The organism is Mesorhizobium sp. ES1-1, assembly GCF_020164785.1.
GTDB lineage: Bacteria > Pseudomonadota > Alphaproteobacteria > Rhizobiales > Rhizobiaceae > Mesorhizobium.
On record NZ_JAIUGX010000004.1, the window covers coordinates 323,018 to 342,998 of the forward strand.

Below are 19,981 nucleotides of genomic sequence, written 5' to 3' on the forward strand. Positions count from 1 at the left end.
GGCACGGCTGCCTGTCCGGATCACCGGCAGGTCGCACGTCCATTGTGCAGTGCACATTAAATCTTCGTAATGCCGTCTTTTGGCCCTTTTCGGACAAAGCTGGGCGCTATCTATTCGACGAAGTCACGGCACCGGCCGTGTGTTTCGCTGCAATACGACCACCCTGCCGCGGCGTGTCGGACGGAGAGGCCTTTTCGATGCGTGGAAAATTCGTCGTTTCGCTGCTGGCGGTGGCGTGTGTCGTCGCGGCGGCGCTCTATCTGTCACCGACATTGCTTGGCGAAGTGCAACAAATCATCGGCCAGAAGCAGGCCGTTGCATCCGACAAGCCTGCCTCTGGCCAGCAGGCAGCGGGCACGTCGCGTTCGACGTCGATCCTCTCCGCTGTAGCATCGACGGCTGATTTCCCGGTCCGGCGCTATGCCATTGGCTTCGTTTCCTCGCCCGCTGTGGTCAACATCAACGCGCGGGTGTCCAGCCAGATCGTGTCGATCGCCGTAAAGGACGGACAAATGGTCAAGGCGGGCGACGTTCTCTTTTCGCTGGATGATCGCGCCTTGAAAGCACAATTGGCCAAGGATCAGGCAACGCTGGCCAAGGACCAGGCCATGCTGGCCAGTTCCCAATCCGATCTTCAGCGCGCCAAGGATCTCGTCGCCAAGCAGGCCGGCACGCAACAAACATACGACCAGGCGGCAGCGGCACAGAAGGCTGCCGCGGCGACCGTCGATGCCGACAAGGCGACGATCGAGGCCGACAACGTCCAGCTCGGCTTCGCCACGATCACGGCGCCGATCTCCGGCAGATTGGGCGCGGTCAGCGTGGCCGTGGGCGATCTCGTCACCACCAGCAGCGGCAACAGCAGCACGGCCACTCCGCTTCTGACGATCACGCAGATGGATCCGCTGCAGGTCAACTTCAATCTCCCCGAAAGCAATCTTGCGCTGCTGCACAAGGCGCTGGCCGCGCCGGTGCAAGGCGCAGTGACGCTGACCACTGACGGGAGCCCGACGCCCATCGGCAAGGGGACGCTCGATTTCGTCGACTCCAGCGTCGACACCGCTTCGGGCACGATCGCGACACGGGCGAGCGTGCCGAATGCCGATCTTTCGCTTTGGCCGGGACAATATGTGAATGTCGTCCTGCAAGCCGGCACCATGCCGCACATGACATCGGTTCCGACGGTAGCGGTTCAACCGAGCCAGAAGGGACCGTTCGTCTATGTGGTCAAGCCGGACAACACGGTGGAGATGCGGCCGGTGAGCGTGGCGATGACGGAAGGCTCGAACAGCGCCATCAGCCAGGGACTGAACAGCGGTGAGCGCGTTGTCGTCGAGGGCCAGACGAGGCTGAAGAACGGTGCGGCGGTGCATGAAGGCAAAGCCGCCGCGGGAAGCGACGGCCAAGCTGCTGCCAAAGTTGCGGCGACCGGCACCGGCGGGGCATCGCAATGATCTCCGAATTCTGCATCCGCAGGCCGGTTGCCACGCTGCTGATGTCGTTCGCCCTCGTGCTGGGAGGGTTGTTCGCCTACAAGTTCCTGCCGGTCGCGGCGTTGCCGAGCGCCGAGTTCCCGGTGGTCAATGTGTCGGCCTCGCTGCCGGGCGCGTCGCCTGAGACCATGGCCACTTCGGTGGCCACACCGCTGATCAAGCAGTTCGCCACCATTGCCGGCATCGATTCCATCTCCACCACCAATTCGCTCGGCTCGACCTCCATCGCCATCCAGTTCGTGCTCAACCGTGACATCGACGCGGCGGCGGCGGACGTGCAGGCGGCGATCGCGCGCACGCAACGCCAACTGCCGCAGGAAATGACCGCGCCTCCAAGCTATCGCAAGGTCAATCCCGCCGATGCACCGATCCTGCTGATGTCACTGGTCAGCGATACGGTGCCGTTGACCGATCTCGATGCCTTCGCCGAGAATGTCATCTCGCCATCGCTGTCGACGATCGACGGTGTGGCGCAGGTGTCGATCTTCGGCCAGCAGAAATACGCCGTGCGCGTCCAGATCGATCCGACGGCGCTCGCGGCGCGCGGCATCTCGATCGACCAGCTGCAGACCGCCATCGCGTCCGCCAACAGCAACACGCCGCTCGGCGTTCTACAGAACAACCAGCAGCAATTGACCATCACCGCAAATACGCAGCTCAACAACGCGGCGGGCTTCTCCGATCTCATCATCGCGACGAAGAATGGACATCCGGTGCGGTTGGGCGAGGTCACCCGCGTCATCGATTCGGTCGAAACCACGACAACGGCTAGCTGGTATGACGGCACCCGGGCGGTGATCCTGGCGGTGCAACGCCAGCCCGACGCCAACACGGTGGACGTCGTCGACCGTGTCAAGGCGATGCTGCCATCCTTCCAGGACCAGATGCCGGCGGCGGCAAGCATCAAGCTGCTCAACGACCGCTCGACCTCGATCCGGGCTGCCGTCGACGACGTTCAGTTCACGCTCCTGCTCACCATCGGTTTGGTGATCATGGTCATCTTTATATTCCTGCGCAGGGTCACGGCGACGATCATCCCGGCGGTGGCGGTGCCCATCTCGCTGATCGCAACGCTCGGCGTAATGTTCCTATGCGGCTTCTCGATCGACAACATCTCGCTGATGGGACTGACATTGGCGGTCGGGCTTGTGGTCGACGATGCCATCGTCATGCTGGAGAACATCTTCCGCCATATGGAGGAGGACGGGCTGTCGGCCTTCGAGGCTTCGCTCAAAGGCGCGCGCGAGATCGGCTTCACCATCATCTCGATCTCGATATCGCTGGTCGCCGTCTTCATCCCCGTGCTTCTGATGGGCGGCGTCATCGGGCGCATCTTCAACGAATTCGCCGTGGTCGTGACGGTCGCCATCCTGGCCTCGATGTTCGTCTCGCTGACGCTGACGCCGATGCTGTGCTCGAGGCTGCTGTCGGTCTCGAAAGCCGATCGTGATGCCGCGCACGATCCAGACAAGAAGCAGAACTTTTTCTTGCGCGGCTATGACTGGATGCTGACTTTCTGTCTGCGCCACACCTTCCTGGTGTTCCTAGTCTTCGTCGCCACGGCGGCGGCTTCCGTCTGGCTGATCCAGATTTCGCCCAAGGGCTTCTTTCCGCAGGAAGACATCGGCCAGATCTCGGTGACCAGCATCGCGCGACAGGACATTTCCTTCGACGCCATGGTCAAACTGCAGGGGCAGGTGGCTGACGTCTTTTCCCGCTCCCCCTATGTCTCGCATGTTGCCTATTCGGCCGGCGGGGGCGGAAGGGCGCTGAACCAGGGCCAGCTCTATGTGCAGTTGAAAGACCAGGACCAGCGCCCGGACATGGACAAGGTGCTCTCGGACCTGCGCAAGCAACTGGCGAATGTGCCCGGTATCGAGACCTACATGCAGCCGGTCCAGAACCTTCGGCTGGGCTCCCGCTCATCGGCCAGCGCCTACCAGCTGGTGGTGCAGGGCCTGGACACGCAGGCGACCGACACTTGGGCGCAAAAACTGTCGGACGCGATGGCGACGGACCACGCGGCTTTCACCGACGTCACCAACGACCTGCAGAACAACGCCTTGCAGGCAACGCTCGTGGTCGATCGCGACAAGGCCGCGACGCTCGGCGTCGACACCGACACATTGCGTTCGAGCCTCTATGGCGGTTTCGGCACACAGCAGGTCTCGACCATCTTCGGCTCGGCGGACAGCTATGAGGTGATCATGGAACTCGATCCGAAGATCGCCTGGTCGCCGGAACGGATGCTGGCCATCCAGGTTCGAACAGCCAGCGGCAACCTGGTGCCGCTCGGCGCCTTCGCGCGCGTCGATCGCACCGCGGGCGCGCTGACGCTCAACCAGCTCGGCCAGCTGCCGGCGGTGACGATCTCCTACAATCTGCCGCAGGGCGTCGCCCTTGGCGACAGTGTCACCCACATCAATGCGCTGAAGGACAAGATTGGCCTGCCCAAGGAAATCTCGACCACCTTCGCCGGCACGGCCAAGACGTTCGAGGATTCCCTCGCCAATCAGGGCCTGCTGATCGGCGGCGCCATCCTGACCATCTATATCGTGCTTGGCATCCTCTACGAGAGCTTCATCCACCCGCTGACCATACTGACAGGACTGCCTTCGGCGGTCCTGGGTGCACTGGTGGCCTTGCGGCTGGCGGGAATGGATCTGTCGGTGATCGCCGTGATCGGCATCCTGATGCTGATCGGCATCGTCAAGAAGAACGGCATCATGATGATCGATGTGGCGCTCGAATTGCGCCGCGACGGGATGTCGCCGATCGAGTCCATCCGCAAGGCCTGCATCATGCGTTTCCGCCCGATCATGATGACGACATTGGCGGCGCTGATGGGCACCATTCCGATCGCGCTCGGCACCGGCGCCAGCGCCGAATTGCGCCAGCCACTCGGCGTGGCGGTGGTGGGCGGCCTCGTGGCGTCGCAGGCGCTGACGCTGTTCGTGACACCGGTGATCTATGTTTACATGGAAATCTTCTCCGGCTGGCTGCTCGCACTGTGGTCGAGAGGCAAAGGCGGGCCAAGCCAGGTCGAAGATGGCGACCAGCCCTCGTTGTTCACGCCGCGGGAAAGTATGTCTCCGCAACAGGCGGCCGCCGAATAGCCCACCGCCGGCGACTGGTCCAAGGGCTTGCGCTTGCGGCGGCGCAAGTGGGACCGTAATTTGTCGCGATGTCACACGATCATCACCACGACAATGAGCTTGATCCCTTCGCGGCACGGGTCCGCGCGCTGGAAACGATCCTGACCCGGAAGGGACTGATCGATCCGGCCGCGATCGATGTTATCGTCGACACCTATGAGACAAAGGTCGGTCCGCGCAACGGCGCCAGGGTGGTGGCCAAGGCGTGGGCGGATCCGGCATTCGCCGACTGGCTGAGAAGTGACGCCACGGCCGCCATAGGCTCGCTCGGCTATTCCGGGCGCCAGGGCGAGCACATGCAGGCGGTTTTCAACACTAAGGACACGCATAATCTCGTCGTCTGCACGCTTTGCTCCTGTTATCCGTGGTCGGTCCTCGGCCTGCCGCCGGTCTGGTACAAGGCACCGGCCTATCGCTCGCGCGCGGTGATTGATCCGCGCGGCGTGCTCGAGGAATTCGGACTGGCCTTGCCGGCGACCATGAAGATCCGCGTCTGGGATTCGACGGCGGAACTGCGCTATCTCGTCGTGCCCATGCGGCCTGCTGGCACCGAAGGCTGGAGCGAGGAGCGGCTGGCCGACCTCGTCAGCCGCGACGCGATGATCGGCACGGGGCTGGCCAAGGAACCGGAACAGGCTGGGCAGCCGGCATGAATGGGCCGCAGGATCTCGGCGGACAGATGGGCTTCGGCCCCGTGGCGCCGGAAAGAGACGAACCCACTTTCCACGCCGCGTGGGAAAAGCGTGCGCTCGGCGTGACGCTCACCGCCGGCGCCATGGGCGCGTGGAACATTGATGAGAGCCGGCACGCGCGGGAATCGCTGCATCCGGCCGATTACTATGCCTCCTCCTATTACGAGATCTGGATCAAGGCGCTGGAGACGCTGCTCAAACGTCACGGCTTCGTCAGCGAACGCGATCTCGCGGCAGGTGACGCGCTCGATCCGACAACGGTGCCCAAAAGGGTGCTGAAGGCGGAGACTGTGCCGGCTGTGCTGGCCAAGGGCGGTCCCTGCGACCGGCCGGTCGTCACGCCTGCACGTTTCAAGGTCGGCCAGCATGTGCGGACGAAGAATTTCAATCCGACCGGGCACACCAGGCTGCCGCGCTATGCGCGCGACAGACCGGGCCTCATCGAGGCCGTGCGTGGCGGCTTTGTCTTTCCGGACACCAATGCGCATGGAGAGGGTGAGAACCCGCAATGGGTTTACACGGTGGTCTTCGATGGCATCGAGATATGGGGCGAGGGCGCCGATCCGACGCTGACCGTATCGATCGACGCCTGGGAGAGCTATCTTGAGCCGGCGTGACGGCGCCGCCGCCGAATTGCCGCCAGGCGTGGATGCGCCGGTCTTCGCCGAGCCCTGGCAGGCCGAGGCTTTCGCAATGACGGTGGCGCTGCACGAGAAGGGCCTGTTTTCGTGGAGCGAGTGGGCCGGTGCCCTGTCGGCGGAGGTCAAGAAGCCGGGCGCGGCCGCCGACGGACACGACTATTACGAGCACTGGCTGGCCGCGCTGGAAGGGTTGCTGGCCTCGAAAGGACTGGCTGTCAAATCCGATGTCGATGCGGTGGCGCAGGCCTGGGAGCGCGCCGCTCACGCCACGCCGCATGGCAAGCCGATCCTGCTGGAGAACGATCCCGGCCCGACCGGAACTCGTAGCGGCTCAACCGATAGACCGGTTCGACCATAGGATCCGATTGTCGGTCCTGTCTCGGTGTCAATTGGCCTACGAGGGGTCAGGCATAGCTGCAACGGACGGCTGGTCAGTTCGCAACAGAAAAGCCCCATTTCGATGGATCGAGCAATTCCAAAGGCGCGATCATCTCCTTCAGATCGACCGAGCGGCGCTTGATGCTGACAGCCTCGTAGGTTTCACCACCTCCCCATCCGGACGTAATCACGTCCCGCAACGGAATGCCGTCCGCGGTCAGACACTGCCTACGTCCAGCGTCGGCCACGTTGGGCATCATGTCGAACCAGGCGCAGCTCTCTTCAAGTGATTCAGATTTGTTTAGGTCGACGCGACCTGTTGTGTGGTCGAAGCTATCCCATGGAGACTTGGGATTGAGCGGCCTACGGGAGGCATCGAGGTGCTGGTGGCCTTTGGAAGAGTAGACGCGGATGCCTTGGTTTTCGAGTTCGTTCCAAACCATGAAACGGCTGGAGCCGTCCTTGCCGCGAAACTCTTCAGATCGCCAGGGATAGTGCCTCAACAGTTTGATTTCCGAGTTTCGTCCGACCATCGAAGCTTCGAAGTCCGCAGCGGTAGCAGGCTTGGCGGAATACTGACGGAACGGCTTCAGCCAGAAGCCAGGGTCAAAGAGAATCGCCGGCGGGTTCACTTCAGAATCCGCGACGGGTCTTCTCACCAGTTTCACCAACTGCGTTTTTGCCATTGGCGTTCCGTCGGAAAACAACACTTTTGTAGCGACTTCGATGCCGTCGCCGGACAGACAGCTGAACCATAACGGTCCGCTCTGCTGCCTGTCCTGTAAGGACTGCCGGACGATCTCCCACCATCTGCAACGTTCACCAGCCTGACTATCGCTCTCGACCGTCAGCCTGGAACCGCGTAAATCCAGGTAGCCGCCTTGCGTTGCAGTCGTGTTGACGCGGAACGAAGTGAAGTCTCCGGCGGCGTTTTTCTCCGCCTGTAGGACGACGTTACCGAAGAAATTTCCATAGTAGATCTCGCTCCGTCCATCATTAGTCTCTTCGACATGCGTCAAACCGTTATGATGCACGACTGAGCGCGAATAAGGTTGCGGCCTGCCGTGCCCCCGCCACACGTTCATCCATGCCGAGTAATCAGGAACATTGCTGTTGGCGAAGAAAGGCACTTCATCGGCATTTGCAGTGCCGGTCACCAAGACCGCCAGACATGTGAAAGCCACCGCATAGGCGAGAATATGTCTGTTCAGGATTGTGCTTCCGCATTCCATCATCAGGAATTATATGTATGTCATTGTGGCATTTCCGGGCAGTTGCCGCTTGCAATCCTACGGAGGTAGGAAACAGCTTTCCTCCACTTGAATTTCGGAAGACCAGCTTGTATGCGAATCCTTACGAGGTCCGGGCCGGCAGTCGGGAGTTAGGCGCTCAATTCCAAATTCGTCAGTCGACATGTTCTCTTTACGTTCTGACATCCACCTGATACCCTGATTGGCCTACGGCCCTCACGCGGCCATCCACGATGGTGGCGGCTCCTTGTCTTTCCCTTGCGAATCCGGTCTGTCGAGCCGATGGAATTCTCCCCCCAGCAGGATGAGGCGTTGCAGGCGGTTGCTCGCTGGCTCAAGGTCGGCCAGCCGCAACTGTTCCGGCTGTTCGGCTATGCCGGCACCGGCAAGACCACGCTGGCGCGCTATTTCGCCGAACATGTCGACGGTCAGGTGCAGTTCGCCGCCTTCACCGGCAAGGCGGCGCAGGTTCTGCGTTCCAAGGGCGCGGTCAATGCCCGCACCATCCATTCGCTGATCTACCGGCCCAAGGGCGAGGAATCGGTGGAGGACGAGGTCACCGGCAAGACCTCGATGTCGCCGACCTTCTCGCTCAACCGGCAAAGCCCGATCTCGCGGGCAAAACTTGTGGTCATCGACGAATGCTCGATGGTCGACGAGCAGCTCGGCCGCGACCTGATGAGTTTCGGCACGCCGATCCTGGTGCTGGGCGATCCCGGCCAGTTGCCGCCGATCTCGGGCGGCGGCTTCTTCACCGACCATGAACCCGACATACTCCTCACCGAAATCCACCGTCAGGCGCGCGACAACCCGATCCTGCGGCTGGCGCTGGACGTGCGCGAAGGCCGTGAGTTCATGCGCGGCGACTATGGCACGGCGCAGGTGATCGGCAAGGAAGACGTCAACCAGGACCTTGTGTTGAAGGCCGACCAGGTGCTTGTCGGCACCAACCGCACGCGGCGCCGCTACAACCACCGCCTGCGCGAGCTCAAGGGGTTCAACGCCGACTACCCACAGGCCGGCGACAAGCTGGTCTGCCTGCGCAACGATCCGGCCAAGGGTCTGCTCAACGGCTCGTTGTGGAAGGTGATGACCTCGTCGCGCGAGACGGTGAAGCCCGGCATCAACCTGCTGGTGGCGCCGGAAGAAGACGATCCGGATCGCGGTGTCGCCAAGATCAAGCTGCTGAAGGCGGCGTTCGAAGACCCAGACGCAGACATTCCGTGGCAACAGAAGAAGCGCTTCGACGATTTCGACTATGGCTACGCGCTGACGGTGCACAAGGCGCAGGGCTCGCAGTGGAACGAGATCGTGCTGTTCGACGAAAGCTGGGCCTTCAAGGAGACCCGGCAGCGCTGGCTTTACACCGCCATCACCCGGGCGGCCGAACGACTGACCATCGTGAGATAGTCGGTCGTCACACGGGCTCGTCGATGGGCGTGGCGCCAAGCCACTGCCAGGCGTCCTGCTCGTCCTCGGCCTTGAAATGCCGGAGCTCTATCGGGATCGGCGCGCTAAACCAGCCTTGCACATCCGGTATCCAATTGGGTTCACCGACCGATGCGCAGCGCGCGACATGCTGCTTGGCGTTGGCCTCGCCTTGTTTCAAAGTTTCGCTCGCGACATCTGCCCAATCGACCCCATCATGATTGATCAGCCGCACCAGGACATCGATCCTGGGGTGCAGCGCGTAGGCTGCTTCCAAGAGGCCGAACAGGTTTTCCGCGTCCGCGGAGGAAACATGGCCGACGACGTCGATGGCGAACAGATCGTCACGGCTGGTCTCGATACGGCGTATCGCCGGCATGGAATCCAGAAAATTCATGTGCGGTTCCTTTCAGCATATCGTCGTCATGGCTGGAACACCCGAAACCCCCTGTCTGTTCCCGCCAAACCCATTAAGGTGGCGCGTCGAATGATCTCCGAGGCTCTCCACATGCCAGCCAAGCTCTCCGTCAATCTCAATGCCGTGGCCATGCTGCGCAACCGGCGCGACCTGCCATGGCCGAGCGTGACCGGCCTTGGCCGCATCGCGCTGGCGGCCGGGGCGCATGGGCTGACAGTGCATCCGCGGCCCGACGAGCGGCACACCCGCCATTCGGATCTGCCCGAGATCCGGGCCCTGATCGACGATGAGTTTCCGAAGGCCGAATTCAACATCGAAGGGTACCCTACGGAGGATTTCCTCGCGCTTGTGGAAAAGCACCAGCCGGAACAGGTGACGCTGGTGCCCGACGACCCGGCGCAGGCGACGTCGGATCATGGCTGGGATTTCGCCGGCCAGTCCGCGTTCCTGACGCCTATCGTCAGGCGGCTGAAGAAGGGAGGCTTTCGCGTATCGCTGTTTTCCGATGCCGATCCTCTCGGCGTAACGGCAGCGCGCGACACCGGCGCCGACAGGATAGAGCTCTACACGGGTCCTTACGGCGGCTATCATTCAGATTCCGCCAAAGCGCTCAGGGAACTGGAAAGCCTGGCTAAAACCGCGGAGGCCGCCATCGCCGCCGGTCTTCAGGTCAACGCCGGTCACGACCTTGTGGTGAGCAACATCCCTCCGCTTGCCAGACGCATTCCGGCTCTGGCCGAAGTCTCGATCGGCCATGGGTTGACAGCGGACGCCTTGGAGTATGGCATGGCCGCTACCGTGGGCAGGTTTCTCAAGGCTTGCGGATGGTAGCGGTGGCAGCCGTGCGCCGCCGTCATGGCGGGCATGACGCCACGGCACTTGATATTGCATCGCAGCAAGCGTAGAGCACCGCGCGCTTATCGGAGTGTCGTCCATGGCCCTTGCCAACGCTGGTAGTGAGGCAGAACCCGTCGAACAATCGAGCCATCCGGAGGTCGAACAGCACAGCACCAAGATTCTGATGCTGGGCGCTCTCGGCGTGGTCTATGGCGATATCGGCACGAGCCCGATTTATGCCTTTCGCGAGGCGCTGGTGGCGTCCTCAGGCGGCAATGTCGCCGAACGCGGCGATATTCTGGGCGTGCTGTCGCTGATCATCTGGTCACTGACGATCATCGTCACCGTCAAATATATCAATTTCGTTCTGCGTGCGAACAACCGCGGCGAAGGCGGCGTGCTGTCGTTGATGGCTCTGGCGCGCGGCAGTTTCCCCAAACGCTCGGCTGTGATTCTAGGCATCGGCATTGTCGGCGCGTCCCTTTTCTTCGGCGACGCCGTCATCACGCCAGCGATTTCCGTGCTGTCGGCGGTCGAGGGCATGAATGTGGTCACGCCAACCTTCCAACCCTATGTCGTACCGCTGACCCTGGTCATCCTGGCGATCCTGTTCTCGGTACAGCGTTTCGGAACCGGTGGCGTCGCGTTGATCTTTGGTCCGATCACGGCGGTGTGGTTCCTGGCCATCGGCCTCTCCGGACTCAATCACATCGTTGCGGACCCCGAAATCCTGTGGGCGATCAGCCCGCACTATATCGTCGCCTTCCTGATCAATTCGCCCGACGTCGCCTTCGTCACCATCGGCGCCATCTTCCTGGCCGTCACCGGCGCCGAGGCGCTGTATGCCGATCTCGGACATTTCGGCCGCAAGCCGATCGTGCTCGCCTGGCTGTGGATCGTGTTTCCCTGCCTGCTCCTCAACTATGCCGGGCAGGGCGCTTTCGTGCTGGCCAAGAACGGCGTGGTCGGCCACCCCTTCTTCGAGATGAACGAAGGTTGGACGCTGATCCCGATGGTGGTGCTGGCGACCATGGCGACCGTCATCGCCAGCCAGGCGGTGATCTCGGGCGCGTTCTCGCTGACCAGGCAGGCTGTGCAGCTCAACATGCTCCCGCGCCTGGAGATCCTGCACACCTCCGAGAGGCAGTCCGGCCAAATCTACATGCCGCGCGTGAACCTGCTGCTCGCGCTCGTCGTGATGATGCTGGTGGTCGGCTTCGGCGAGTCCAGCAAGCTCGCTTCGGCCTATGGCATCTCGGTGACCGGCAACATGCTGGTGACTACGGTGCTGCTCTTCGTGGTCATGACGCGCATCTGGAAATGGCGGTTGTGGGTGGCCATCGCGATGACGGCGGTTTTCGCCTTCATCGACGTCGGCTTCTTTGCCTCCAACATCGTCAAGGTGTTTGAAGGCGGCTGGGCCTCGCTTGCCGTGGCGTTCACGATCGTGACGGCCATGTGGACCTGGGTGCGCGGCAGCCGTTATCTGTTCGACAAGACCCGTCGCAACGAGATTCCTCTCGATTTCCTCGCCGGCAATCTGCTCAAGAAGAAGCCGCAGCTGGTATCGGGCACCGCCGTGTTCCTGACCAGCGATCCGTTGAGCGCGCCGACAGCACTGATGCACAGCCTGAAGCACTACAAGGTGCTGCATGAGCAGAACGTCATCCTGTCTGTGGTGACGGCACCGCAGCCCGTGGTGCCCGACAGCGAGCGGGTCAAGATGGAGACGGTCAACGAGCTGTTCATGCGGGTGACGCTGACCTTCGGCTACATGGAGCAGCCCAACATCCCGCGCGCGCTGGCGATCTGCCGCAAGCAGGGCTGGAAGTTCGACATCATGACGACCTCCTTCTTCCTGTCCCGCCGCTCGCTCAAGGCCTCGCCCAATTCGGGCATGCCTGTGTGGCAAGACAAGCTGTTCATCGGCCTGGCGCGCACGGCCGCCGACGCGACCGAGTATTTCCAGATCCCGACGGGCCGCGTGGTCGAGATCGGCACGCAGGTCGCCATTTGAGGTGACGGCTCGTTCAGGAGCGGCAATGCGCGGCGAATTGGTGCTTGTTACGGGCGGCTCAGGTTTTCTCGCCGCTCACTGCATTCTCCATCTGCTGAAGGCCGGCTATCGCGTGCGTGCGACCGTGCGATCGGCGACGCGAGAAGCCGACGTGCTGCGCATGCTCAAGGCCGGGGGCGCGGAGCCGGGAGCCGCACTCTCCTTCGCTGTCGCCGACCTGATGACCGAAGCCGGCTGGCCGGCGGCCGTCGCCGGTTGCGACTATGTCCTGCACGTCGCGTCGCCTTTCCCGCCCGGTGTGCCGAAGCATGAGGACGATTTGATTGTTCCGGCCCGGGAGGGGGCGCTGCGGGTCTTGCGGGCGTCACGTGACGCCGGAGTCAAACGCGTCGTCCTGACCTCATCCTTCGCCGCGATAGGCTATGGCGAGCCGCCAGCCGGCGGACGGCCGTTCACCGAGGAGAACTGGACAGACCCTTCGGGCAAGGTCAGTGCCTATGTGAAATCGAAGACGCTGGCGGAGCGAGCGGCTTTGGATTTCATTGCCAGAGAGGGCGGCTCGCTGGAACTCGCGGTTGTCAATCCGGTCGGTATCTTCGGCCCGGTCCTTGGTGCCGATCATTCGACCTCGACCGGATTCATCCGGCGGCTGATGGACGGTGCGATACCGGGCCTGCCGCGCCTGTCGTTCGGTGTCGTCGATGTGCGCGACGTAGCGGACCTGCACCTGCGCGCGATGACCAATCCCGTTGCTAGAGGCGAGCGCTTCCTGGCGGTCGCGGGAGATTTCATGACGGTCCGGCAGATGGCGGAGACCCTGAAAGCGCGGCTGGGCGCCTCGGCCGGGCGCGTCTCGACGCGGGTGCTACCCGATTGGCTGGTCGGGTTCGTCGGACTGTTCAGCGCCGAAGCCGCACAAATCGTGCCGGAACTGGGCAAGACCAAGAACGCCTCGAGCGCCAAAGCGGTGCGCATGCTGGGCTGGGCGCCGCGTCCGCGCGAGGAGGCACTGGCCGCGACCGGCGAGAGCCTGGTCAGGCTCGGCCTGCTCAAATCATCGAAGTAGCACGGCGGAAGGTCCAAGCCTTCCGCCGTGCTGACTTCAGCCAACCAGGGCGGCCTTGTTGTTCTGGAGGAACTGCTCGAGCGAAACCGACTTACGGCCCGAGAGCTTTTCGACAGAGTCCGTCACCATGCCCAGGCCGCCGGCCCGGGTGGCGGCGTCGAAGGAGACAAGAAGCCTGGCGATCGGCTCGGGAAGGCCAGCTGCCTTCATGCCTTCCGTCAGCGCATCGTCGGAGAGCTGGACGATCTGGATGGGCTTGCCCGTGACTTCGGTCACGAGGGCGGCGACTTCAGCCGCCGTGTAGGCCTTCGGGCCGGTCAGCGTGTAGGTCGTGCTTTCGCTCGCGTCCGAGGCCAGGCCGGCAGCAATGGCGGCCGCGTAGTCGTCGCGCGCGCCGTACGAGATGGCGCCATCGCCGGCGGATGTATACCATTGGCCCGGTGCAAGGACCTGCGGCATCGCCATGAACAGGTTCTCGTCATACCAGCCATTGCGGAAGATCGTGTAGGGGATCCCGCTCGCCTTGATGGCCTGTTCGGTGGCGTAGTGATCTGGTGCGAAGAGGATGGGCGAACCTTCAGGGGTCGGCATCGAGGTGTAGTGGATATGAGATACGCCCGCCTGCTTGGCCGCGGCCACGGCGGCGAGCTGTTGTTCTTGCCGCTTTCCCTGCACTGCCAGTTCGTTGGTCGAGATGATGAGCATACGGTCGGCGGCTTCGAAGGCCGCGGCAAGCGAAGCCGTGTCGTCGAAATTGGCCTCGCGAACGGTGACGCCGCGCGCAGCCAAGTCGGCCAGGGTCGCGGGCGTGCGAGTGGTTGCGATTATCTGCGCCGGCGGCACCTTGTAGGTGTCGAGCAGATGATTGATCACGCTGCGGCCGAGCTGGCCGGAAGCGCCGGTGACGAGAAGGGTTGCGGTCATGGAAAATCCTGACTTTGCGCCGAGGGCGGTTCGAGGGGCGGTCTCAAAAAGAGACCAGCGCTAAAATAGGAATTGACCCGTCGGCGTAAAGGAGGCAGTTTTTGGGAAGGTAGGCACGGAAGGGTAACCACCATGGACAGCCGCATCGTCGATCTGAAATCCAAGCTCGACGTCTACAAGGCGATGACCGGTGGTGGAAACCTGTCTGACTGCCCGGTCCGTGACGTGATCCAGGGCCTTAGCGGCAAATGGAGTTCATTGCTGATGGCAGCGCTGGCCGAGCAGCCCTATCGGTTCGGCGAGTTGCGGCGGCTGGTTCCCGACATCTCGCAGCGTATGCTCACACAAACGCTTTGTGACCTGCAGCGTGACGGCTATGTGCATCGCGAAGTGTTTCCAACCAAGCCTCCGAGCGTCGAATACAGCCTTACCGATCTCGGACGATCGATGTTCGGCGCCTTGCGGCATCTGCTTGAGTGGGCCGAACTCAACCACGACGCCGTGCGCGCCGCGCGCGCGCGATTTGATGGGGCGATGGCCGGAGCAGCCGGCCAAACCGGAGCCTTGGCTTGATTTCGTCCAGCCGCTGAAGGAATGTCCGGAGCAATTAGCCTGGGGGCATCCGCATTTCCTACGATATCGCGATTGCCGGCGCCGGCCCGGCGGGGCTCGCCATGGCGTTCTACCTTAAGCGCGCCGGGCACAACGTCACCGTCTTCGAGCGCTTTGAAGAACCAAAGCCCGTTGGCTCCGGGCTAATCCTGCAGCCGACCGGCCTGACCGTGCTTGCCGACCTCGGGCTGCTCGATGAGATTCTTGCGCTCGGCAGCCGCATCGACCGGCTGCATGGCGCTGAGGCCGGCACCGGCCGCACGGTGCTTGATGTCCGATATGATGCGCAACGCGGCCATCGCTTCGGCCTGGCGGTGCATCGGTCGGCGCTGTTCGGCGTGCTTTTCGCGCGGCCCGGCGCGAGGCGGTCAGCATCGAGACCAGCGTCGAGGTCGAGGCCACGGAAGTCGGCGAACGGTCAACGCTGATTGGCCGCAGCGGGCGACGGATAGGGTCGTTTGATCTGATCGTCGACGCCAGCGGGTCGAAGTCGAAACTTCGACGCAACGCCGAGGCAGGCGAGCCACGGCCGCTTGTCTATGGCGCCTTCTGGGCGTCGCTCGCCTGGCGCGGCGAGGTCTTCGACGAGCACGCGCTGCTGCAGCGCTATGACAAAGCCAGCATGATGATCGGCGTGCTGCCGATAGGCCGGCCGGAGCCCGGCGCCGGAAAGATGGCGGCCTTCTTTTGGAGCCTGAAGCCGGCTGACGCCGACACAGTGCGCGCGGCGGGCCTGGAACGATGGAAGGAGAGGGTGGTGCGGCTGTGGCCCGAGTGCCGGGCATACACCAGCCAGATCGACAGTTTCGATCAGCTTTCGCTGGCGCGCTATGGGCACCACACAATGAAGCGCCCGACCAGCAGGCGGCTGGCCGTGATCGGCGACGCGGCGCATTCGACCAGTCCGCAACTGGGTCAGGGCGCGAATATGGCGCTGCTCGATGCCGCTGCGCTGAGCTATGCGCTGGCGCGGACGGGAAGCGTCGAAGCAGCGCTCGAAGCCTATGTGGCAGCACGACGTTGGCATGTTCGCGTCTTCCAGGCGCTTTCGCTGGCATTCACACCATTCTATCAATCGGACTCCGTGGCGCTGCCCTTCTTGCGTGACAGGCTGGTGGCGAGGGTGGCGAGACTCCCGCCTGTCCCGAGGCTGCTTGCTTCAATGGTGGCCGGGACCGTGATTGACCCGTTCAGACGGATAGGACTTGCGGAAGCGAAATGGCCGGGCCGCTTGGCCGACGAGGCTTGAAGGGAAGGATGTCTTCGCTGACAGAGGGCGTGAAGCCTCTCTGCTGGGAAACTGGGTAAAGTCGGCACGAGACCTCGTCTGGAAGCGTCAACACAATATTCCAATCCGCCCTCTTGCGCATGGGAACGGATTGCGCAATATGCCGAACCGTAACGTACGGTACGGCTCAGGAGGTTTCTGTGAGCCGTCCTTGAGGGAAGAGCGTGTTGCACATCGTACCAGACATCGAGACCGCGGAAGCGCTGACGGAGCGGCAAAAGGCCGTCCTCGACGCAGCCCTGCGGCTGTTGGTCGAGGAGGGCGATCAATTGACCATGGCGGCGGTTGCGCGCCGGGCGAGTTGCTCCAAGGAGACGCTTTACAAATGGTTTGGCGACCGCGACGGCCTGCTGACAGCTACCGTCCAGTGGCAGGCTTCCAAGGTGCGGGTGGCGCCGGTCGACGCCAAGGGCCTCGACATTGCCTCGCTGACGGCAAGCCTTGAGCGCTTTGCCTCCGATTGGCTGAGGGTAATCTCCAGCGATACGTCGATCGCGTTGAACCGCGTCGCGGTCGGTCATGCGGGCTCCGGCAAGGATAATCTTGGCGCCGTCGTTCTGGAGAACGGCCGCTTCGCATTGGCCAAGAGGCTGAAGCCAGTGCTGGAAGCCGGCAGGCAGTCCGGGCTGCTCGATTTCGCGGACGCCGAGACGGCGTTTCGCACTTTTTTCGGGCTGGTCGCCCGGGACGTGCAGATCCGTCTGCTGCTTGGCGACCGGTTGGAATTGACTGAGGTGGCGATCGGCGGCGATGCCGCGCGGGCGGCGCAGCAGTTTCTCGCTCTGTTCGGAGCAAAACCGGGCCGCAAGGCCTCTAATTAATAAACGGGAAGGAAGACAAAATGCGTGTCTATTACGATCGTGATGCCGATCTGAACCTGATCAAAGGCAAGAAGGTCGCCATCATAGGCTATGGCAGCCAGGGCAGGGCGCATGCGCTCAATTTGAAGGATTCAGGCGCCAAGGAGATCGCCATCGGCCTGAAGGCCGGCTCGGCTACGGCCAAGAAGGTCGAGGCCGATGGACTCAAGGTGATGAGCGTGGCGGAAGCCGCGAAGTGGGCCGACCTGATGATGATGGCGACGCCAGATGAACTGCAGGCCGACATCTACAAGAACGAGATCGCGCCGAACATCCGCGATGGCGCCGCGATCGCCTTCGCGCACGGCCTCAACGTCCATTTCGGCCTCATCGAGCCGAAATCGAGCGTCGACGTCGTCATGATCGCGCCGAAGGGCCCCGGCCACACTGTGCGCGGCGAATACCAGAAGGGCGGCGGCGTGCCGTGCCTGGTTGCGGTCAATCAGGACGCTTCGGGCAATGCGCTGGATCTGGCGCTCTCCTACGCCTGCGGCGTCGGCGGCGGTCGTTCGGGCATCATCGAGACCAATTTCCGCGAAGAGTGCGAGACCGATCTGTTCGGCGAGCAGGTCGTGCTGTGCGGCGGCCTGGTCGAACTGATCCGCGCCGGCTTCGAGACGCTGGTGGAAGCCGGCTACGCGCCGGAAATGGCCTATTTCGAGTGCCTGCACGAGGTCAAGCTGATCGTCGACCTGATCTATGAAGGCGGCATCGCAAACATGAACTACTCGATCTCGAACACCGCCGAATGGGGCGAGTATGTCTCGGGTCCGCGCATCATCACCGCTGAGACCAAGGCCGAGATGAAGCGAGTGCTGAAGGATATCCAGACCGGCAAGTTCACGTCGGAGTGGATGCAGGAATATCGCGCCGGCATGTCCCGCTTCAAAGGCATCCGCCGCAACAATGACAGCCACCAGATCGAGGAGGTCGGCGCCAAGCTGCGCGCCATGATGCCGTGGATCTCGAAGAACAAGCTGGTGGACAAGGCCAAGAACTGACCGGTCCAGTCCTAGGAATGAAAACGGCGCCACACGGCGCCGTTTTCATGTCTGTTGGGTTCTCGGCTACAGCCGCTCTGCCACTCAGCTATAGGGCGACCAGCACTGTTGACGCGGGCCATTATAGGGCTGGAACGTATTGTCGTAGGCCCGATAGGAGCGATAGCGATCGTAGCACCATTGCACGTGGGCATTGGAAAGCCGGCCTGCGCGATAATAGCGCCGCGGGGCCGGAGCGTCGTAATAATTGTAGTTGTTGTACATGCTCCCCAGGCCTAGCCCAAGACCAAGTCCGAGGATCGCTGCGCTGGCGCCATCGTCGTAGTAGCGACCGCCGTGATGGCGGTGACGCCACCGCCAGTTATCGCCGCCGTTCCAGTGGTTGCCGTTCCAATGCTTGCCATTCCAATGGTTGCCGCTCCAGTTGCCGGACCGACGCCATCTCCAATCGTTGCCGCCAGCCCAATTATCCCTGACCTGGGTAATTGTTGGCGCGGCGGTGCTTGCAGGAACTGACAGGCCGGGCTGAATCACCGGGCCGGCAAGGGATGTCGACGTAACGCCAGATATGGCGGCCAAGGCGATCAGCCCGGATTTGACCGTTGAGGACAAGAGCGAGTTCATAACACTCTCCAAGAGATAAAGGCCCCACGCCTACCCGAGGATGGGGCCACAGTGGACCTTTGCGTCTGAACGGCGGATGAACGGAAAGGTTCCGTCAACCATGACGCGAATAGCCCGGCGCTCATCGATCGCAGCGGGTGGTTCGGCGGCCTTGTTTTCCGCCGCACTTGCGGGCAAAGCTCCGGGCATGCCGCTGCGCCTTGCCACGTTCAACGTCGAGAACCTGATGAACAGGTTCGATTTCTCCGGTTATCGCAACCAGCTCAACGAGGATCGCACTCTGGCGCTCTTCGACATCCAGAGCGAGGCCGAATACAGGATGCTGGAACAGGCGCGCGCCATCGCCCAGTCCGACGATACGCGCCAGCTGACGGCGCTGGCGATCGCGGCAACCCGCGCCGACATCATCTGTCTGCAGGAGGTCGACAACATCGAGGCCCTGAAGGCCTTCGAATATGGCTATCTGTTCAAGATGGTGGGGCAGGGCTTCCGCCAGAAATACACCACATCAGGCAATGATATGCGCGGCATCGATGTGGCTGTGATGATGCGCAACGAGACCGCCCAGGGCCAGCCCATCGAGTTCGTGCGCATGACCAGCCATGCCTATCTTACCTACGAACAGTTCGGGATGCACACCCCTGAACTGATGGCTCTCGGCAATCAGGCCAATGAGCGCATCTTCCGGCGCGACTGCCTGGAGATTGACCTTACCATCGGTGGCGTGCCGCTGACGCTCTATCTCGTGCACTTCAAGTCGATGGGCTCGCCGCGCAACGGCCTCGACGGTCGCGAGGCGACCATGCCGGTCCGTATTGCCGAGGCGCGGGCGGTGCGCCGCATCATCGAGGAGCGTTTCGGCAATCAGGCCGCCGACAAGGATTGGGCGATCTGCGGCGACATGAACGATTACCGGCAACGTGTGAAGATCGCGGGCGATGAGTTCGACGGCTATCGCTTCGAGGTCGCCGACGAGACCCTGTCCTGTATCGATGTGCTGACTGAGGGCGGGTTCTGCGAAAACGTGGTCGAGCGACGGCCGCAGATGAACCGCTGGACTCTGTATCACACGCGGGGACCGCGAGAGCGGCATCTGTGCCAGCTCGACTATATCCTGCTGTCGAAGGGGCTGGCGGCCAAGAACGCCACGGCCATACCCGACATCGTCCGCAACGGCCAGCCCTGGCGCACCATATTTCCGCCGGGACAGGAGGTGGAGCGCTTTCCGCGAGCCGGCTGGGACCGGCCGAAAGCATCCGACCACTGCCCGGTGGCCATCACCCTCGACTTGGCATGA

The 19,981-nt window shown here is 62.6% G+C and carries 17 protein-coding genes and 1 pseudogene; 14 read left to right on the forward strand and 4 right to left on the reverse strand.

Annotated features, from left to right (window positions below; translation table 11 throughout):
• Positions 1 to 197: 197 nt before the first annotated feature.
• The 5 genes from LB513_RS09325 (at position 198) to LB513_RS09345 (ending at position 6,339) form a co-directional block, all read left to right on the forward strand.
• The gene (locus LB513_RS09325) at positions 198 to 1,454 is read left to right on the forward strand and encodes an efflux RND transporter periplasmic adaptor subunit (RefSeq protein WP_224663185.1); all 1,257 of its coding nucleotides are present in this window, start codon (positions 198 to 200) and stop codon (positions 1,452 to 1,454) included.
• The gene (locus LB513_RS09330) at positions 1,451 to 4,609 is read left to right on the forward strand and encodes an efflux RND transporter permease subunit (RefSeq protein ID WP_224663186.1); all 3,159 of its coding nucleotides are present in this window, start codon (positions 1,451 to 1,453) and stop codon (positions 4,607 to 4,609) included. Before LB513_RS09325 ends, LB513_RS09330 begins: the two co-directional genes overlap by 4 nt.
• 68 nt (positions 4,610 to 4,677) lie before the next feature.
• Positions 4,678 to 5,301 carry a nitrile hydratase subunit alpha gene (gene nthA / locus LB513_RS09335; protein WP_224663187.1) on the forward strand — a complete coding sequence of 208 codons (624 nt, stop codon included), beginning with the start codon at positions 4,678 to 4,680 and terminating at the stop codon, positions 5,299 to 5,301.
• Positions 5,298 to 5,957 carry a nitrile hydratase subunit beta gene (gene nthB / locus LB513_RS09340; protein WP_224663188.1) on the forward strand — a complete coding sequence of 220 codons (660 nt, stop codon included), beginning with the start codon at positions 5,298 to 5,300 and terminating at the stop codon, positions 5,955 to 5,957. The genes nthA and nthB overlap by 4 nt, the downstream gene beginning before the upstream one ends.
• Positions 5,944 to 6,339 (forward strand): nitrile hydratase accessory protein, encoded by a 396-nt coding sequence (locus LB513_RS09345; protein ID WP_224663189.1) that lies wholly within the window; start codon positions 5,944 to 5,946, stop codon positions 6,337 to 6,339. Before nthB ends, LB513_RS09345 begins: the two co-directional genes overlap by 14 nt.
• A gap of 73 nt (positions 6,340 to 6,412) precedes the next feature.
• Here the strand turns inward: LB513_RS09345 and LB513_RS09350 are convergent, their stop codons facing one another.
• On the reverse strand, positions 6,413 to 7,516 hold the full coding sequence (locus LB513_RS09350) for a hypothetical protein (RefSeq protein ID WP_224663190.1): 1,104 nt from the start codon (positions 7,514 to 7,516) through the stop codon (positions 6,413 to 6,415).
• A gap of 375 nt (positions 7,517 to 7,891) precedes the next feature.
• Between LB513_RS09350 and LB513_RS09355 the strand changes: the two genes are divergently transcribed.
• A complete protein-coding gene (locus LB513_RS09355) occupies positions 7,892 to 9,019 on the forward strand; it encodes an ATP-dependent RecD-like DNA helicase (RefSeq protein ID WP_224663191.1) in 1,128 nt (375 codons plus the stop codon).
• A gap of 7 nt (positions 9,020 to 9,026) precedes the next feature.
• Here LB513_RS09355 and LB513_RS09360 read toward each other — a convergent pair whose 3' ends face one another.
• Positions 9,027 to 9,434 (reverse strand): STAS/SEC14 domain-containing protein, encoded by a 408-nt coding sequence (locus LB513_RS09360; RefSeq protein ID WP_224663192.1) that lies wholly within the window; start codon positions 9,432 to 9,434, stop codon positions 9,027 to 9,029.
• A gap of 111 nt (positions 9,435 to 9,545) precedes the next feature.
• On the opposite strand from LB513_RS09360, the gene LB513_RS09365 reads away from it, so the two are divergent.
• The 3 genes from LB513_RS09365 to LB513_RS09375 all read left to right on the forward strand — a co-directional run bounded on the left by LB513_RS09365 (position 9,546) and on the right by LB513_RS09375 (position 13,375).
• Positions 9,546 to 10,286 (forward strand): pyridoxine 5'-phosphate synthase, encoded by a 741-nt coding sequence (locus tag LB513_RS09365; RefSeq protein ID WP_224663193.1) that lies wholly within the window; start codon positions 9,546 to 9,548, stop codon positions 10,284 to 10,286.
• Positions 10,287 to 10,389: 103 nt separating this feature from the next.
• Complete coding sequence (locus LB513_RS09370; protein WP_224663194.1) at positions 10,390 to 12,309, forward strand: potassium transporter Kup; 1,920 nt, start codon at positions 10,390 to 10,392, stop codon at positions 12,307 to 12,309.
• Positions 12,310 to 12,334: 25 nt separating this feature from the next.
• On the forward strand, positions 12,335 to 13,375 hold the full coding sequence (locus tag LB513_RS09375) for an SDR family oxidoreductase (RefSeq protein ID WP_224663195.1): 1,041 nt from the start codon (positions 12,335 to 12,337) through the stop codon (positions 13,373 to 13,375).
• A gap of 36 nt (positions 13,376 to 13,411) precedes the next feature.
• Here LB513_RS09375 and LB513_RS09380 read toward each other — a convergent pair whose 3' ends face one another.
• A complete protein-coding gene (locus LB513_RS09380; protein ID WP_224663196.1) occupies positions 13,412 to 14,299 on the reverse strand; it encodes an NmrA family NAD(P)-binding protein in 888 nt (295 codons plus the stop codon).
• 132 nt (positions 14,300 to 14,431) lie between these two features.
• On the opposite strand from LB513_RS09380, the gene LB513_RS09385 reads away from it, so the two are divergent.
• From LB513_RS09385 to ilvC, 4 genes and pseudogenes are all read left to right on the forward strand, one after another.
• On the forward strand, positions 14,432 to 14,872 hold the full coding sequence (locus tag LB513_RS09385) for a winged helix-turn-helix transcriptional regulator (protein ID WP_224663197.1): 441 nt from the start codon (positions 14,432 to 14,434) through the stop codon (positions 14,870 to 14,872).
• Between the two features lie 101 nt (positions 14,873 to 14,973).
• Positions 14,974 to 16,160: pseudogene (locus tag LB513_RS09390) on the forward strand (FAD-dependent oxidoreductase).
• 206 nt (positions 16,161 to 16,366) lie between these two features.
• Positions 16,367 to 17,020: a TetR/AcrR family transcriptional regulator gene (locus LB513_RS09395; protein WP_263482027.1), complete on the forward strand. Its 654-nt coding sequence runs from the start codon at positions 16,367 to 16,369 to the stop codon at positions 17,018 to 17,020.
• A gap of 20 nt (positions 17,021 to 17,040) precedes the next feature.
• Positions 17,041 to 18,060 (forward strand): ketol-acid reductoisomerase, encoded by a 1,020-nt coding sequence (gene ilvC / locus LB513_RS09400; RefSeq protein ID WP_224663199.1) that lies wholly within the window; start codon positions 17,041 to 17,043, stop codon positions 18,058 to 18,060.
• 84 nt (positions 18,061 to 18,144) lie between these two features.
• Here ilvC and LB513_RS09405 read toward each other — a convergent pair whose 3' ends face one another.
• Positions 18,145 to 18,684, reverse strand: coding sequence for a BA14K family protein (locus LB513_RS09405; protein ID WP_224663200.1), 540 nt, complete (start codon positions 18,682 to 18,684; stop codon positions 18,145 to 18,147).
• A gap of 187 nt (positions 18,685 to 18,871) precedes the next feature.
• On the opposite strand from LB513_RS09405, the gene LB513_RS09410 reads away from it, so the two are divergent.
• A complete protein-coding gene (locus tag LB513_RS09410) occupies positions 18,872 to 19,981 on the forward strand; it encodes an endonuclease/exonuclease/phosphatase family protein (RefSeq protein ID WP_224663353.1) in 1,110 nt (369 codons plus the stop codon).